The organism is Vibrio sp. MACH09, assembly GCF_033238805.1.
In the GTDB taxonomy this organism is placed as follows: Bacteria; Pseudomonadota; Gammaproteobacteria; order Enterobacterales; family Vibrionaceae; genus Vibrio.
The window spans coordinates 643,848-661,218 of sequence record NZ_BSFZ01000002.1 but is presented as its reverse complement, the minus strand read 5'-3'; the positions used below and the strand labels follow the sequence as shown (position 1 = coordinate 661,218).

Here is a 17,371-nt window from a genome sequence, read left to right as displayed (position 1 = left end):
GTTAATAATTAGATGGCGAATAAACCAACCACATGTAAAACATTCAATACTATTCCCGTTAATATCGCAGCAACCGCTGGTGCCGCTATTTTCAGAACAGGTCGTCCCATCACTTCGTTAAGGAAAAATAGCATTGCGAATATGGTGAACCCCGTTGTTGATCCCATTTTCATTACGGCTAATACACCACCAATTAATAAGGCAAACTCCATTAACGTATTCATTGAATTTCGGATATTATCCGACGCGTTTCTAATTGAAGGGAATTGTTCTAAGAATCGACCAATACCACGTAACAAAAATACTTCTACACAAATGGTTATCGCACCCAAAACTGCCGCCACAGGTATGTTAGGAGACAAATACCCCACAACAAATACAAATGTCATACCCACAACACCATATACACCGGTAGCCAATGCAGTGGTCGCAATGAGAGGAATAAAGCCAAGACCACGCATAAATTCGGATAAAGCGACCTGCTTCATCGCAGCATCATGCGCAGCTGGGTCCGTCAATTTATACGCATCAGCCAGAGCGTAAATCGACACCTCTGAACCTGCAAAAATACCCCCGTTAGATACCGCAGCAATCAGCGCGCCCGTGACGGCTAAAAACGGCAGGTGCTTGACGATACGTTTGGTCCGCTCTTCAAACAAACTGTGCAGTCCTGACATATCGGGCGCTTCAATTCCCTGTTTTCGGTCAGAGAGATCTTTTCGTATGGCAAAGAACACCAGCATCAGCATGCCAGCAAATATTTGGATCGATTCGGGGTATATTCCAGTAAACTTTATCACCATCAAACGTGAGAACAGAATAACAACAGCGGCAATCGCACCGGATCGCCAACCAAATTGATAGAAGATAGCCAGTAACGGAAATAGAGCGAATGCAGACATGACCGGTGTACCCAGTTCACCTAATGCTCCTAACGCATCAACAGGCAAACCCGTCAATACCGTATTGACTGCCGCTAATGAAGTGACGACCAACACTCCCCATAAACCACCCGCAGCCGCAGCCAGCCATCGGCTGCCAATCATTACCCCCAAAATATCCGTTGGCAAAAATAGTAACCAAGGATTGAGTAAGCCAGTAGAAAGAGTAAATGAGATGCCAACTGAAGCGACAAAGCCAATAGAGAGACCAAAAGCAACAGACCCTGCATCGCGGCGAGTCATGTTCCCTTCAAACAGTTGAGGTAAAACGGGGCGAATCCCATCATGAAATACCGCCGCACTCATATTGGCAATTAACGCGGTCATTGCGCACAAAGCCGCAACAAGTCCTATATGCATAATATCCATGGTGTTTCCTATTTATCTGCGAGCATGCCAGCAAGCATAGGGACCGCGTGCTCAACATGTTCTAGTGATAATCCAAACGCAATGCATCCACTTTCTATATATTGCGCAACTTGTTCTGGTTTAGCTTGGATTGAGGGCTTAGCGATAGTGCAACATTGATCAAAACCGATAATGGCAATGGCCATTGCAAGCGCTCCACCCGCTCCGGTATTACAGCAGCCAATAAAGTAATCCACCTCTCCGGATTTCACCTTTAATGCGGCATCCATATCCGTCAAAATATGGCATTCAAATACTCCCGGTTCTGCTGCTTCTAACTGATCTCTGATCTGCTCTCTTTGCAGACCGGCGATAGCGATTTTTTTCATGATTTATCCTTCTTCTTTAATAGGCATATCTGCTGTTTAACCAAATAAACGGGCAGGGTTTTCCTTTAGCATCAATTCAATATGTTGTTCACTTACTCCATGACGTTTTAATAGAGGAACAAACTGATCAATTAAGTAACTGAACCCGAGCCCTCCATTCGCTTTTAAGTGTGACCGACGGGTAATATCCATTGATAGCATCAGTTGAGATGAGTAGCCTCTCTCACACAAGGTCTGCAATGTCTGAGCACGACAAGAATCGGGGTAGTAACTGTTTTTTCCGACGGTATCGAACTGGACATAGCACCCTTTATCCAGCATCCATAAGAGGTCATCCAAATTGTCACGTAAATCGCAGTGGCCAATGGTGACTTTTTCTAATGAAGCGCCACAACTTTTCAATAACTCGATTTGCGCCCTTCCCATGGTACTCATCGATTGATGAGTGGAGATTGGCTTACCTGTTTCTAGTTGTGCCATCGCGGCGGCACGAAATACGTTTTTCTCAGTTTCACTAAAGCCGTTTTCACTGCTGCCAATTTCTCCGATAACACTGGCTTTTAGCGACGTGTGCTCGATGCCAACGTCTATTTCTTTAATCATGGTAGCGGCAATATCTGCCACACTCATTTGGTACAGCTCTGGCGGGAAAAAACCTTCGATGTAGTAACCGGTGGAGAGCAAAACATTAATTCCAGTATCTCTGGTTAAATTTTCAATAAAATGAGGATTTCTGCCCATATAAAAGTTAGTTACCTCTACGATATTCCGCACTCCATGCGCTTGCAGATCTCGCATTTCATCACACAACAACTGGTATTGATCTAGACGGCAGTCGATGTTTTCTTTCTGCTCAGATAGATCAATATGCAAATGTTCATGGCAATAAGTGTACCCACTGCGATCAATCATAATGACTCCAGAGTTGAAGCTGACAAGGTTAACTGACAAAGAGAATATATATTCGCTAACATATAGCTCTCTTCTTGCTCCGAAACCGACTCTAACCCCATCCGCTTCAGTGTTTTTTGGTGCAGTAATGATGTTCTTTTAAAATCATCATCATATATCTCTTGTAAAATGTCTGCGTCCAGCCCTTGAGCAATGGTGTTATTTTGCCAAATGCGGTCTGCCGCCCGAGCTAAATGCGTCAACACCATCTGATATTGCTCATTATCATGTGGTACACCAAGTTCATCATCGAGTAACTGCAACACTCGCAAACAACCGTCGTAGGCGCGCTGACTGATCACTTGCGTTTGCAGCAACAGTTCAAATCTTTGTTTCATTATTGTTCCTCATCGTGAATAGTCACTATTCTCACCATCAATAACTTGGAATTATTTTCTCATCAACAACGTCCCGTTGATGTTTTAACAGTTGGCTCAGCTTAAGTAACTGTCTCAGCACGGTGATTATCTGTGTTGACTCACCGTTGACCAACATTACCGCCTCTGACGCATCGCGACAGGCCGGCATGTCACTGAGCGATTTTTCGACAAGCCCGTATTTTTCCATTTCTATCGCTTCTGGTAACCAAACAACTGCATCAATATCACCATTGGTTAAGTGGGTTAAACTCTCGCCGTAGTGAATCTCGACAATGTCTATTTCCTTACCTTGAAATGCTTGGTTAGTGAGGATCTTCTGATCCGGTGAATCTGGATCAACCCCTACACGACGAATTGCATCATAGCGGCCTTCTTTGTAAATAAGTCGATGTTCATGAGAATAGGAACGTGGCCCTAAATCAATAGCAGTCACTAATCCACTTGCAAGCTCCCTTGCCGCCAGTTTTGACATTATCGCGATGTCATAAGTACCGCTGCGTAAACATTCCGCTCTAACACTTGCCCCTCTCATATGAGCAAAATACAAAGGTAAGTCCCCAAGTTGAGCTTTAAGCCCACTTGCTAGGCCTTCGTAGTGGCGTGTATAAGGCAACGGCATCGCACACACAACATTACTAATTCCAGCGCAAGAAACCAGCTCTCGAAAGTTAAGTTGAGTAATAAAGGTGCCATTGCGCCCCTGTTTAGATAAAACAACCGCGCCTCGCTGTTCAATCGTTGTCAGCGCCTTTTGGATAAACCCTACAGAAACAAAAAACTCTTCAGACAGAGAATCAATGGTTCGCAAGCGGTCACCTTCCGAGGTTGTCATTAAGTACTGAGCAACACTCATGATCGCTGTGCCTTCTTTATTTATATACTTCACTGCCACAAATATTAATCCTCATTATTTTGAAGATAAAAATAGCAGCTATTATTTGTGATACAAAGTAGTGCATGAGTAAAGTGTGAAGCCAAGCAGATTTTGCGCTTATCCAGCAAGAGAGTATCGGTGTGCTATCAATAGCCATAAGGGTTGACTAATGCTGTACCGCTCCTTGTTTACGACTCTGTTTCATCAATTTCTTTCCGTAGAATGACGATGCCTTCAAATCAGTGCCTTGATCAGCAACCAATAAATTCTCGCTGAACAAGCATCTTGAGGTCACTTGAGTATATAATCCACGCCTCTAACCCACCAACGCTATTGGAAATAAGTACTCAATGTCTAAAATGTTCTTTAAAGGTCGAATCGAAACAAGACAAAACCATGTCATGTCTGGTTACAACGTTAAGCGCGATGTAAAGGCCGGATCTGACGAAGCGCCGGTCGCGGTAACGGTTCAAACAGAAACTCGCAAACAAGAGATTGAAGCAATCGCAGCAGAACATGCCATTGCTGTAGATATTACTGTTGACGATACGCAAACAGAGAACACTATTGAGTTAGATACTGTGTTAAGCAAACCCAAAACCGTAACGAATGAGAAAACGCCAAACCGCAATGAACCATGTTTATGTGGCAGTGGGAAGAAGTACAAAAAATGTTGCGGATAATCTGCTAGTTCTGCCATACCGTTTAATACGCCTGCGTGGTGGTAACTGACATTATCACCACCGTATGAACCGCATTTCTATTTTACGGCCTTTAAAACGCGCCTCTTTTTACCGAATGCTCTCTTGAAGATAACTCATTGATGCCAATTAAAATTTTCTTTTTTGAGAGCTGCAGCCTTTATCAAATGGTTGACCTAACCATCATTAGCATCAATACTTTGTAATCCTTTATAAAGTTAGGCTAATTCCTCGATGTTAAGGCACAAGACATTCTCTCTCCCTAGACTGACTTACATAATAAATGTTTTACTATTCTCTGTTATCTATTGTGCGGCAACCGCCTCTGCTTCCTCTAACATTATGCCTAAATCCCTTAGCGCCGCGACACTAGAGTATCCACCCTATGAATACACAGTTGATGGTGAACCCCGTGGTATTGCTGTAGAAATCATTCAAGAAGCGGTAAAAAGAACAGGAGTTGAGCATCTAGAGTTTCATTTCTTTCCTTGGAAAAGAGCCGTCTATTCAGTAGAAAATGGACATAATGATATTTTATTTAATGCAGGGAAAAATCAAGCGAGACAAGAGTGGGGGCACTATGTAGACACCACGCTCATTTTGCAAAAATATGTCCTGTTTAAAAGAAGAAATGATGATATTACGGTTAATTCCAACTTTGATAATGTTGAAAACTACTCCATTGCGGTACGTTTAGGTTACTTATACGGCTCAGGAAAATTGCGTCAATCCATTGATAATAATAATTTTCTTAGAGTTGAACAGAGTAAGTCCACTCAGCAGAGCATCGATATGCTATTAGCCAACAGAGTCGATATGTTGGTTGGCGACTATCTACCTGTTATGCATTACATCAAAAAAAATAACTTACAAAATAGAATCGACATTATCAAACGGCCTGACATACCAACAGAGAATATGGTGGTACTTACTTGGCCAACTTACATGCTATTTAATAAAGATCGAGTTCCAAAACGTTATATCCGACAGATCAATTTAAATATGGAAGAGATGAAAAAAGACGGTTTTATTGACGCTGTGTTTGATAAATATCGCTATTAGCGACCATACTTATATCATTTGGTTTTTGCCGCTTCTGCGTACTCTGTAAAGAGGGTTCGATATGATTTATGCTCCAAATTGACACTCTCCAACTGAAAACGACGAGCAAGATCGATGAGCTCAGCTCTGTATTGCTCTAACCGCGTTTCATCGTCGGTCATTATGGCAAACTCGGCAAAATCCCCTACTCCAGGCAACTGATCTAAAGTGAGGTGAAATTCACCAATAAAGTAAATACTTCGCTGTTTCTTCATCTGTAATACACAATCGAACCCCATGGTTTTGAGCATGCTTCTTGCCATCTTTGCATCTGTTATATTGCTCGCTTCACAACGGTCCACTTCTGGTCCTTTAACAATCCATAGCTTAATGCCGGACGGTTCCATTTCTCGAATACAAAGGCTTTTATTCTCCATGAGTAACTGCTTATCCACAGTATCGAAATAGCAGTCCGACTCTATGTTGTCTTCCAGCATGGTTTGGTAATCCATAGAGTGTAGTTGCTGCAAAAACGCCTCTCGCGATGGTAAACGATACTTCAACTCAACTTCGAACTTACCTTTAAAATGGTCGCTGCTCATTACTTATGCACTCTCTACTAGTTCTGCAAATATTTATCGGTTTTTCGCTATCTGGCTTACCAATGTCACCGTAGGTAAATAGCAGACGCAATATAACAAAAAGGCGATCAAATGACCGCCTTTACCCTGAGCAATTTTACCTATACGTCATACGTTGTTGATGCGGTATCGCCGCCAGTGCCCGTCCAATTAGTATGGAAGAACTGGCCTCTAGGCTGGTCGATACGTTCATATGTATGTGCACCAAAATAGTCACGTTGTGCTTGCAACATATTTGCTGGCAACCTTGCAGTGGTGTAACCATCTAGGAAGGTTAACGCAGAGGTCATTGTTGGCATAGGCAGACCGATCTCTAAAGACTTAGCTGCGACTTTACGCCATGCCGGTAAGCTTGATTGCAAGATATCTTTAAAGTAAGGATCTGACCCGAGGAATTTAATCTCTGGATTGGCTTGATAAGCATCACGAATATTACCAAGAAATGCACTACGGATGATACAGCCGCCACGCCACATTAAGGCCACACTACCATAATTAAGTGACCAATCGTTCTCTTCTGATGCTTCACGAATCAACATAAAACCTTGCGCGTAGGAGATAATCTTAGAGGCAAGTAGCGCTTGACGTACCGCTTCGATCCACTGTTGTTTATCCCCTTCAATAGGCTGAATGGTTTTTGCAAATTCCACTTCTGCTTCAACACGCTGATCTTTCAATGCCGACAAACAGCGAGCAAATACTGACTCCGTGATTAACGTTAATGGAATACCAAGATCAAGAGCGTTAATACCGGTCCATTTACCGGTGCCTTTTTGCCCTGCTGTATCGAGTATTTTCTCCACCAGCGGCTCACCATCTTCATCTTTGTGGCCTAAAATATCCGTGGTGATATCGATCAAATAGCTGTCTAGCTCTGTGGATTTCCACTGTTCAAAAATGCTCTGCATCTCATCATGAGACAAACCAAGGCCTTCTTTCATAAAGTGGTATGCTTCACTAATAAGCTGCATATCACCGTACTCGATACCGTTATGCACCATCTTAACAAAGTGACCAGATCCATCTCGACCTACCCAATCACAACAGGCTTCACCATCTTCAGTCTTTGCGGATATCGCTTGGAATATAGGCTTAACTGCTGGCCATGCCTCTTCTGAACCACCCGGCATAATAGAAGGACCAAATCGAGCACCTTCTTCACCACCCGATACACCAGTACCAACATAGTAGATACCTTGTTGTTCCAAAGCGGCAACACGGCGATTTGTATCAGGATAATTTGAGTTACCACCATCTATAATGATGTCACCTTTATCTAGCAAAGGAACGAGTGCGTCAATAAAGTGATCAACCACATCGCCAGCTCTGACCATTAGCATTATTTTTCGTGGAGTCTGCAACTTGGCAACAAGATCTTCCATTGAAGAGGCACCGATAACATTGGTTCCTTTCGCTGCTCCTTGCAAAAACTCATCGACTTTAGATACAGTGCGGTTAAACGCCACAACGTTAAAACCGTGATCATTCATATTCAGTATCAGGTTTTGCCCCATAACAGCCAAACCAATTACACCAATATCACCTTTCATTATTTCTCTCCTTTTACAAGCAAGCTTGCTGCCTGTGAATCTAAGTACCACTCTGTTTGACCGTGGCTAGATACAATTTTTGCAGCCGGATACGGAAGCGCATCCGCTGGCTGCTGTTGAATTTGTTGTACTACTTTCGCCTTGCTTTCTCCCAAGACTAAGTAGGTAATACGTTCTGCATTCGCTAATAAACGAGCGGATTTCGATACTCGAAGTTGCCCACTCTCAGGGTGCGACGCGACCAGTGTTAGTGCTGGTTCATCGAAATTAGTTTGGTTGGGAAACAGAGACGCGGTATGCCCGTCGGTTCCCATTCCTAGCACTATCCAATCAAAAGCGGGTAATCCACGTTTTGCCGGAATCACTTGCGTCATCTCATCGGCGAAACGAATGGCCTCTTGCTCTGGATCATTTTCACCTAAGATACGGTGTATGTTCTCTGCTGGAATATTAATGCGCTGAAACAGCAGATGGTTTGCGTCACCATAGTTGCTTTCAGGATCATTTGGCGCAACACAACGTTCATCTCCCCACCAAAAATGGAGATTTTGCCACTGAATTTTTTCGGCATAAGGTGAAGAAGCCAGACTCGCAAACAGCTGTTTAGGCGTACTGCCTCCAGAAAGAGAGATGTGAACAGCTCGTCCTTGCTGGCTATAACGCAGCAAGGAGTTCGCTAAGGTTTCGATTACTTTTTCAGCAGTCTCAAATAGTTGATAGTTCATGGTTATAACTCGCAGTATTCGGTATTAGTTAAGTTTTTACATGGGAAACGCCAATCGCGACCGTCATCTTTAAGCAAATCATCGGCTTCTTTTGGTCCCCACGTACCGGCCGCATAGCCAAATAGGTGTTCTGGGTTTTCTTTGTGCTTAAGAATAGGCTCAACAAACTGCCAACACGCGGTTACCGCATCGGTACGAGCAAACAGAGTGGCATCACTCTTCATGCAATCAAGAATCAGGCGCTCATAAGCGGTTAGCATATTGGTCTCTTCCAGCTCGTTGTAACGGAAGTCCATTGACACTTCTTTCGCTTTAAAGCCGGCACCAGGCTCTTTAAGCCCAAAACTCATTAATATCCCTTCATCTGGCTGAATACGAATAATCAGTTTGTTCTCCGGTGCATTGACACCAAAAACGGGATGAGGTGTTTTCTTAAAGTGAATCACCACTTCTGTGACTCGGGTTGGTAATCTTTTGCCTGTGCGAACATAAAAAGGCACACCGTTCCAGCGCCAGTTATCAATAAACATCTTTAACCCTACATAGGTCTCTGTTCTTGAATCTTCGGCTACACCGGGTTCATCTCTATATCCCAGCAAGTCTTCACCCCGAACGTAAGAGTTAGTGTACTGCCCTAGCACAAGGTTCTTTTGTAGATCGTCGTCGGTAAGCGGTCTAAAGCATTGCATCACTTTTACTGCTTCATCGCGCATTGAGTCCGCATTAATGACCGATGGAGGTTCCATTCCTACCATAGCCAACACTTGTAATAGATGATTCTGGAACATATCTCTTACAGCGCCAGCGCCATCGTAATATCCCCCTCGCTCTTCTACCCCAAGAAACTCAGCAGCGGTAATTTCTACGTGGTCGATGTAATTGCGATTCCATAGCGGTTCAAACATCGCGTTAGAGAAACGAAGGACTAATAAGTTCTGTACTGTCTCTTTCCCTAGATAGTGGTCAATGCGATAGATTTGATGTTCTTGAAAGCAGTTATGAATTTGTTGATCTAACTCTTTTGCTGATGCCAAATCGTAGCCAAACGGTTTTTCGACAATCAGATTTTTCCAGCCTTGCACTTCTTCATTAAGGCCATGAGCAGCTAAACATTGAGGTATAACACCATAAAGGCTCGGCGGCGTGGATAGGTAATAGACCGTATTGCCACCGCTATTGTGCAACTGATGCAGATCCGCTAAACGAGATTTGAGGTTAGCATACTCATCAACATCTGAAGTATTTAGCGGCTGGTAATAAAGGTGCTTACAGAAAGCTTCTACTGCTTGCTGCTCTACTTGCTCATTTTCAACCAATGCTTGCATCATTTTCTGCTGGAACTGTTCATCACTGAACACCGTTCGGCTCACACCCAACACAGCAAAATCTTCTGGTAGCATATTATTAGAATATAAATGATATAAAGCAGGAATAAGTTTTCGGTGCGTCAGATCACCAGAAGCACCAAATATAACAATGACATTATTATCTGGCGTATTGCTTTCTGATGTATTGCTTTCCGATGAATTGCTGTCCTGAGTGTTGATATCTGGACTAACTGTACTTTCTAAATTTTTCATATTTTTCTCACACAGTAAATCGTGCATCTTTTCCAAGGTTTCAATAAAGACCTAACAAGAGCTCTATACTCAAATCGCTACGGTCTGTTGATCTTTAAGCCACTAGCATTGTCCAATCGAAAATCGGCTTGAACAAGGTCAACAGTCCGCAATCATCTTAACCCTGTTACCGGTAACTTAATAGATCTGTTTACCATAATTTATTCGATTGATTCATTGATTTTTTTTCATAATCAAAACACTTGACCTTACCAGCTAACTAAAAAAACCCTGTTTTTTGCTTTATATTCATGCTTTTGAATAAGGTTTTGCTAGGAACAACTGCGTTTTGTTGGTTATTTTTTGTCAACCATGTATATACAAAGTTAACCTAGGTCACATTATTTCACCTCATTACAGAAACATGACATCTGTAAAAACGTGTTAATCAGTCATTAATAACGCCAAAATGAACAAAAAATCACCGACAGAAAAGACTCAAACCACAATACTCACTAACCTTTTGATTATTAGGCAAATTAACACTTGGGAGCCATGTCAAACTTTACAGTTCATTGTGATATATAATTGCTAAAACCCATTAACAAATTCTAAACATTCTCTATTTTTCGCCATTTTGACATATATAAATCTAAAGATGTCAAGATTGTCGGAACAAAAAATTTACCGTACTCTGCTCGGCCGAAATATAAGATGTTAAGGTGAAATAATGGATGGAAATAACAAAAAACTGTCTCTGACAAATAGAGTTCTTCTAGGGATGGTATTTGGGATTCTCACAGGATTAGCAATCCGAACATTTTTCGATGGCAATGCTTTTATCGACACATATGTGGTAAATGGATTTTTAGATGTAGGCGGAAAGATCTTTATTGCAAGCTTAAAAATGCTTGTTGTTCCGCTGGTATTTGTCTCACTGGTTTGTGGAACCAGTTCTCTCAAGGATGTTGCTACACTAGGCCGTCTTGGCGGTAAAACACTACTGTTTTATATCACAACGACCGCAATTGCGATCTCCCTTGCACTATTTATGGGTTCAGTCTTCCAACCCGGTGCAGGTGCTGACTTAACGGCAGCAGGGAGCTTCGTAGCAAAAGAAGCGCCTTCGTTAGGTGACGTCATTATTCAGATGTTCCCGACTAACCCAATCAACGCAATGGCAGAAGGCAAGACGCTACAAATTATTGTGTTCGCTATTTTGTTCGGTATTGCTATCAGTTTATCTGGTAAAGCCGGAGAACAAGTTGCGTCAATGTTTAGCGCGCTTAACGAAGTCATCATGAAGCTGGTTGCGTTACTCATGAATATTGCTCCATACGGCGTATTCTTCCTAATGTCTAAGCTATTTACTGGTTTAGGGCTAAGCGCTATCGTCAACCTAGCTGAATACTTTGTGGTGTTAGCTGCAACGTTACTGATACATGGACTGCTTACTTACAGCTTTATGCTGAAAACATTTGCAAACCTAAACCCGATTACTTTCCTTACAAAAATGAAAGATGCGGTCATGTTTGCATTCTCGACGGCGTCATCTAATGCAACGATTCCAGTCACAATGGAAACGGCAACTCATCGTCTGGGTGTTAGCAATAAAGTAGCGTCATTCACTGTGCCTTTAGGCGCAACGATAAATATGGATGGTACGGCGATAATGCAAGGGGTAGCCACTGCATTTATCGCTCAAGCGTTTAATATTGACTTAACCATTGGTGATTACTTAACTGTCATCTTTACCGCTACTTTAGCATCAGTTGGTACTGCCGGCGTTCCCGGTGTTGGCTTGATCATGCTGGCTATGGTGTTAAACCAAGTAGGCCTGCCACTAGAAGGTATTGCGCTTATTATGGGTGTTGACCGTCTACTCGATATGATCCGTACTGCAGTCAATATTACTGGTGATAGCGCAGTAAGCTGTATTGTTGCTAAGTCAGAAAACGAGTTAGATATCACACGCTTTCAAGACCCACATGCTGGTGAAGAGGAAGAAGAGATTCACTTTGACCACCATGAAGAAGAGAAACAACCTGAGCTTTCTCGTCAGCAGTAAATCGCTCACTTAGTTCAACTAAAGGCCAGAAAGAGTCACTCTTTTTGGCCTTTATCTTATCTATCGTTATAGCTCCATCAAACAGCCAACTTATGTGCCTGTGCTAAAACTACTCCTATCTTAAAACTACTGCACTCTAATAAAACAGTCCGTACAGAACGGCTAATTAGATGTTTGATCGAATGATGAAACTAAACCAAGTTCAACCAATTTCCCTTCCAAATAAGGTCGAAGATTATAAGCACTACGAAGGTGTTTATATTGACCGAAAATAGCATCGGCATTTACAAGTTGTTTCTTATGCGCTCTGATCATTAAGTTCTTATCTGTAGCTCGGGTAGATACGAATTCAATCACATCAACATCATAAGATCGCATTTCTAATAGAAGTGCTCTCATCGAATCTAACACCATGTAAAGAAGCCGATCTTTAATAACACTATGTTTGGTTAATCCCCTAGTGCTTACATATGATTGCATTTTGCCTTTAACGCTGTGTTGGCAACAAGAAACAGAAAGGATGTGCTTAGCATTATTTCTTAGCCCAAGTAGCATAGCTTTGTCGGTTGCAATGTCGCAAGCGTGCAGTGAGTACGCAACATCAATGGGACCGTTATGCGTATATTGTTCAATATCGGCAGTATGAAAATGCATTTGAACGAAACCAATTGACTCAGCAAAGTCGCGATTTTTGTTCATCAATGCCTCATTGATATCAATACAGTGGATTCGAACTGGTCGTTGCACTACATAGTGATAGTAGTAATACACGATAAAACTCAGATAACAGTTACCTGCGCCACTATCAACAAACACGAGTTCCCTTTTGTGAGAATACTTTCTTACTTGCGAATGAATCACTTCCAAAAACGCAATTATCTGCTCAACCTTTCTGATTTTATTGGATTTATTGTTTCTTTGTGGTGTAACCAAACCCAACTTCTGAGAGAACTCACAAAGTTGAGTTTTTATGTCATGCTCAATTAGCATGCCGCCTCCTAATATAGGGGGTGCATAACTGGTTATAAAGGCTAGCTTTAGAGAGTAGATATGTTGGGAATGCCAAGCAAAAGAAACCATCTTTTAGATAGACCTCTACAAAACAGCAAGCACACCCATAACTACACGTATATGGTATATAAAACTCCTCGACAGAAATAACGTCGAGTCTATTGGTGTACTGATATTCTGTAATCGATTTATCTAGGCTCCAGAATCCCCGCCTTAAAAAGGTCTAGTTACTCCGGATCGGCATCTCCTGCTAAATGAACGGATTTATGCATAAGCACTTCGAAACGAGATGATCTTATTCCTCCTCTAATCCAAGATCAAGCCATTTTCTTATCTTAATAATCGTTCAAGATACACGGCGATTTGAATGAAATAAACTTGCTCAAAAATAACACCATCTTGGCTATTTTAAATGTGTTATTTCAATACATATAAAGGTGCGTAAATCTACTCTGTCTACTGCAAATTTGAACTTAATAACCTCAATGCTTTATTTCCTTGCCTATCTTCTCTAAAATCTCGCTCACAAATTACCTTCTCATCAATTAAAACAATGAATAAAAGCTTAGTTACCAATGTTATTACCCTGCTTATACTAGCCATTGGCTACCAAACTCAACAAGAGATCTTACTGTACGCTGGCTTGTTTGCTTTTTCTGGTGCAATAACCAATTGGTTAGCGGTTCATATGTTGTTTGAAAAAATACCCGGGCTGTACGGCTCTGGTGTTATACCTGCAAGATTTGAAGAGTTTAAAGCCGCGATTAAAACTTTGATGATGGAGCAGTTTTTTACCAACGAAAATATTGATCGCTTTCTGAACCAAGAGCTAGCCGGTAGCAGCACCCTTGACTTAGCTCCTGTCGTAAACAGTATCGATTTTGAACCGACTTTCGACTCATTAGTGGAAGTTATTGCTAACTCCTCTTTCGGTGGTATGTTAGCCATGGTAGGTGGAACCGAAGCTTTGCAACCTCTCAAAGAACCCTTTGTAGAGAAGATGCAACAATCGGTAGTAGAAATAAGCCAGAGCGATTCAGTTAAATCGGCTCTTAAAGACCAACTAGAGCAGCCAAAAATGCTGCAAGAGATCCAAGTGAATATCGAAAATATAATCGATCAGCGCTTAAACGAACTGACCCCTAAGCTGGTTAAAGAAATGGTACAGGACATGATTAAGCAGCATCTTGGTTGGTTAGTTGTTTGGGGTGGAGTCTTTGGTGGTTTGATCGGTGTTGTATCGTCATTTATTGCCTAATTACCAGCGTAATAACGAAAAATCACTCATAAACGGTCAAACTAAAACTCAATACGATGAAACTCACTGAAAATTGGCAGAATTATCAATTCAATTCTGTCAATTTTGCTGCACTATTCCATTAATTTTCACCTTGTTTGTTAGTGATAATATTGTTTTTTCATTAAATAACTACTCAGATCTCATTTACTTCATTTGTTTGTCCTAAATTTTCCGTTACTAGTCAAAATTAGTACTTTTTGACTAAACTAATAGCAATAAAAGAAAGTTATTAGGATATAAGATGAACCTAACAATAAAAGCACGCTTATATATACTTGCCATTTTGCCCCTACTACTGATTGCTTTAGGCAATATGTACTTTACTCGCGCTGAGCTAAAAGAACTGAATGATGGGCATATGTCTTCATCTCGTGCCAGCATGATGCAAAGCAAACAAGATGAGCTCAAATCCTACCTTGATATCGTAGATACCGTTCTTGCACCATTGAAAGCCAGAAACGCCACACGTGAAGAAGCTATTGCTGCACTTTTTAGTATTAAGTACGGTAAAAATGGTTACTTTTTTGGTTACGACTCCAAGGCAATTAGACTGTTGCAAGGCCAAAGTGAAAAAGGGTTAGGAGATAGTTTTTGGAATCTCAAAGACGTGAATGGATTCCTGTTGTTGCAGGACATTATTAAACAAGCCAAAAACGGTGGTGGTTACACGACTTACTATTTTCCAAAACCTGGTGAAGATAAACCGTCACCAAAGCTCTCTTATTCCATCTACTTTCCACAATGGGATCTGATTGTGGGGACTGGCTTCTATATCGATGGTGTCGATAAAGCAATGTTAGAGATGGAACAAGGCTCCGATGCGCTTGCCAAATCAGCACTTATCACCATCGCAATCGCAACCCTTGTAATCGTTGTTTTTGTGGGTATTTTCGCGGTAATTGTTAATCAAAGCATTATTCGCCCATTGAATATGTTTGACCGTTCTATTGCCTCATTTGCTTCAGGTGACGCCGACTTAACGGCTCGAATGGACAATTTTGCCATTCCTGAATTCAATCAGCTCAGTACCAATTTTAATAAGTTTGTCGCCAGCCTCCAGTCGATCATCGGCAACGTCAGTCAAGTTAGCCAAGAGGTCGTCAGTGAAACAACCGATATGTCAGGGAGGGCTTCTCAGGTTGACCAGCTCGCTTCAGGACAAAGAGAAGAGACCGAACAGGTTGCCGCAGCAATGACCGAGATGACAACCACGGCAAGCGTTATTTCTGATAATGCATCACACGCGGTAGAGTCGGCTAAATCTGCCGAAGATAACTCTTCTGAAGCGATGAGAATTGTTACCGCCGCGGCAACTTCGGTAGAAGCGTTAGCCAACGACGTAGAACAAGCCAATGAAGTGGTGTCTCAGTTAGAAGGGGATGTACAAAACATTTCCACTTCACTAGAGGTCATTCAGGACATTGCCGAGCAAACCAACTTACTAGCGTTAAATGCTGCCATTGAGGCTGCCCGTGCTGGCGAGCAAGGACGTGGATTTGCGGTAGTAGCAGATGAAGTTCGTAAGCTTGCTAGCCGTACTCAGGAAAGTACTCTTGAAATTCATGAGATGATTCAGCAACTGAAAGCCGCATCTGATGCAGCGGTTCAAACCATGGAGAAAAGCCGTTCACGCAGTTCACAAACCGTAGAGGAAGCGAATTCTGCCGCAGCGGCATTAACTAAGATTCAGCAGTCCATTAATGTGATTTTGGAAATGAACGCTTTAATTGCGACCGCTACCGATGAACAGAGCCAAGTGGGGCAAGAGATTTCCGAACGGGTTGAAGTGATCTCTAATCAAAGTAATCAATCTGCCCAGCTTGCTAACGACAATCGCAACGGTAGCCAACAACTCAACGATAAGGCGCAACAACTTTCTGAATTGGTTGGTCGCTTTACCATCTAACCTCTCCAGACAAGTTAAACAAACTAAAGGAGCCATCATTACGATGGCTCCTTTAGTTTTACTCTCTATTGATTACTTTTTGCTCTTGAGCCAAAGGATATCGCCTCACCAAGACCGAACAGAGCAAATTCTATTTCATGACCAGCTAGATCATCGCCAACTAGATTTCCATTTCATCGATACGATTCTCACAACGAGCGGTACGTTGCTGCTCATTTTCATTTTGTAAATCAAGTACATCAACCGTACTTAGATGAAAGCGATTAATCTCTTCCGCAGACATCCAGTGCATATTTTCTGAATCTGCTTTTTCCAGAGTAAACCAGTAAAACTCAGCATCAATGCCTGCTTTTTTATAGAAATCCAGATACATTTGATGCTCGCTTGCATCGCGTGGCAACTGACCACCTTCAACTAGCTCACCTCCTTCACCCATCGCCCAGCTATGCACACCGATACAGGCTCCCGGTTCGATCACTCGCTTCCGGCTCATCAACAACATATCCGTTCCGCCCGACGCAACATACCCCTCGGCTGGCACAATCAGAGTCAACTGGTGATCATCAATGACCTTATACACATCTGCTAAAGAACTTTCATCATCGATTGAGCCCGGAATCCCTTTTAGCACCAAGGTATTTACTGACAAATTATCAGCCAGCTCCTCAGACAATTGAGACGCCGTCTCCCCATCAATAACACCTGTCATGGTAGAAATACTGCCATCCGTATCCAAAGTTACAGGCGGAATAAACATACTTTGACAACCACTCAGCGCAACAATAACGCTGACAATACTTAAATTTTTCATCTATAAAAATATCTACTTATTAGGACTAACAGAGCTGAAATAACGAGACAAGAATAACGGCATAGAATAACGGGACACACACCTATTCATGCAGGACACACACTTATCCATTCGTCACCAACATCACGGCTACTTGAATCAAATTATAAGTGGTTAATCTTCCGTTGTGTGTAAG

The 17,371-nt window shown here is 42.1% G+C and carries 16 protein-coding genes; 5 read left to right on the top strand and 11 right to left on the bottom strand.

Annotated elements, in window-relative coordinates; genetic code table 11:
* Window positions 1-8: 8 nt before the first annotated feature.
* The 5 genes from CHJ_RS18275 to yhfZ are packed head-to-tail and all read right to left on the bottom strand — an operon-like array spanning window position 9 to window position 3,901.
* Window positions 9-1,310 carry a YhfT family protein gene (locus tag CHJ_RS18275; protein WP_317918549.1) on the bottom strand — a complete coding sequence of 434 codons (1,302 nt, stop codon included), beginning with the start codon at window positions 1,308-1,310 and terminating at the stop codon, window positions 9-11.
* 8 nt (window positions 1,311-1,318) lie between these two features.
* Complete coding sequence (locus CHJ_RS18270) at window positions 1,319-1,678, bottom strand: DUF2620 domain-containing protein (protein WP_171751246.1); 360 nt, start codon at window positions 1,676-1,678, stop codon at window positions 1,319-1,321.
* A gap of 36 nt (window positions 1,679-1,714) precedes the next feature.
* Entirely contained in the window at window positions 1,715-2,590 is an 876-nt protein-coding gene (locus CHJ_RS18265) for a phosphotriesterase-related protein (protein ID WP_317918548.1), read from the bottom strand.
* On the bottom strand, window positions 2,587-2,967 hold the full coding sequence (locus CHJ_RS18260; RefSeq protein WP_317918547.1) for a hypothetical protein: 381 nt from the start codon (window positions 2,965-2,967) through the stop codon (window positions 2,587-2,589). Before CHJ_RS18260 ends, CHJ_RS18265 begins: the two co-directional genes overlap by 4 nt.
* A gap of 37 nt (window positions 2,968-3,004) precedes the next feature.
* Entirely contained in the window at window positions 3,005-3,901 is an 897-nt protein-coding gene (gene yhfZ, locus CHJ_RS18255) for a GntR family transcriptional regulator YhfZ (protein WP_317918546.1), read from the bottom strand.
* 332 nt (window positions 3,902-4,233) lie between these two features.
* On the opposite strand from yhfZ, the gene CHJ_RS18250 reads away from it, so the two are divergent.
* Window positions 4,234-4,566: a PBPRA1643 family SWIM/SEC-C metal-binding motif protein gene (locus CHJ_RS18250; protein WP_317918545.1), complete on the top strand. Its 333-nt coding sequence runs from the start codon at window positions 4,234-4,236 to the stop codon at window positions 4,564-4,566.
* Between the two features lie 252 nt (window positions 4,567-4,818).
* The gene (locus CHJ_RS18245) at window positions 4,819-5,646 is read left to right on the top strand and encodes a substrate-binding periplasmic protein (protein WP_317918544.1); all 828 of its coding nucleotides are present in this window, start codon (window positions 4,819-4,821) and stop codon (window positions 5,644-5,646) included.
* 14 nt (window positions 5,647-5,660) lie between these two features.
* Here CHJ_RS18245 and cyaB read toward each other — a convergent pair whose 3' ends face one another.
* The 4 genes from cyaB to zwf all read right to left on the bottom strand — a co-directional run bounded on the left by cyaB (window position 5,661) and on the right by zwf (window position 10,121).
* Entirely contained in the window at window positions 5,661-6,227 is a 567-nt protein-coding gene (cyaB, locus tag CHJ_RS18240) for a class IV adenylate cyclase (protein WP_317918543.1), read from the bottom strand.
* Window positions 6,228-6,367: 140 nt separating this feature from the next.
* Window positions 6,368-7,816, bottom strand: coding sequence for a decarboxylating NADP(+)-dependent phosphogluconate dehydrogenase (gene gnd, locus CHJ_RS18235; RefSeq protein ID WP_317918542.1), 1,449 nt, complete (start codon window positions 7,814-7,816; stop codon window positions 6,368-6,370).
* A complete protein-coding gene (gene pgl, locus CHJ_RS18230; RefSeq protein WP_317918541.1) occupies window positions 7,816-8,541 on the bottom strand; it encodes a 6-phosphogluconolactonase in 726 nt (241 codons plus the stop codon). Before pgl ends, gnd begins: the two co-directional genes overlap by 1 nt.
* A gap of 2 nt (window positions 8,542-8,543) precedes the next feature.
* Entirely contained in the window at window positions 8,544-10,121 is a 1,578-nt protein-coding gene (gene zwf / locus CHJ_RS18225; RefSeq protein ID WP_317918540.1) for a glucose-6-phosphate dehydrogenase, read from the bottom strand.
* Window positions 10,122-10,830: 709 nt separating this feature from the next.
* On the opposite strand from zwf, the gene CHJ_RS18220 reads away from it, so the two are divergent.
* Window positions 10,831-12,168, top strand: coding sequence for a dicarboxylate/amino acid:cation symporter (locus CHJ_RS18220; RefSeq protein WP_171751256.1), 1,338 nt, complete (start codon window positions 10,831-10,833; stop codon window positions 12,166-12,168).
* Between the two features lie 162 nt (window positions 12,169-12,330).
* Here CHJ_RS18220 and CHJ_RS18215 read toward each other — a convergent pair whose 3' ends face one another.
* Window positions 12,331-13,158 (bottom strand): class I SAM-dependent methyltransferase, encoded by an 828-nt coding sequence (locus tag CHJ_RS18215; protein ID WP_171751257.1) that lies wholly within the window; start codon window positions 13,156-13,158, stop codon window positions 12,331-12,333.
* 574 nt (window positions 13,159-13,732) lie between these two features.
* Here CHJ_RS18215 and CHJ_RS18210 point away from each other — a divergent pair.
* Both CHJ_RS18210 and CHJ_RS18205 read left to right on the top strand, forming a co-directional pair.
* Window positions 13,733-14,437, top strand: coding sequence for a DUF445 domain-containing protein (locus CHJ_RS18210; protein WP_171751258.1), 705 nt, complete (start codon window positions 13,733-13,735; stop codon window positions 14,435-14,437).
* 283 nt (window positions 14,438-14,720) lie between these two features.
* Window positions 14,721-16,385 (top strand): methyl-accepting chemotaxis protein, encoded by a 1,665-nt coding sequence (locus tag CHJ_RS18205; RefSeq protein ID WP_317918539.1) that lies wholly within the window; start codon window positions 14,721-14,723, stop codon window positions 16,383-16,385.
* Window positions 16,386-16,545: 160 nt separating this feature from the next.
* Here CHJ_RS18205 and CHJ_RS18200 read toward each other — a convergent pair whose 3' ends face one another.
* A complete protein-coding gene (locus CHJ_RS18200; protein WP_317918538.1) occupies window positions 16,546-17,196 on the bottom strand; it encodes an alpha/beta hydrolase in 651 nt (216 codons plus the stop codon).
* Window positions 17,197-17,371 lie beyond the last annotated feature (175 nt).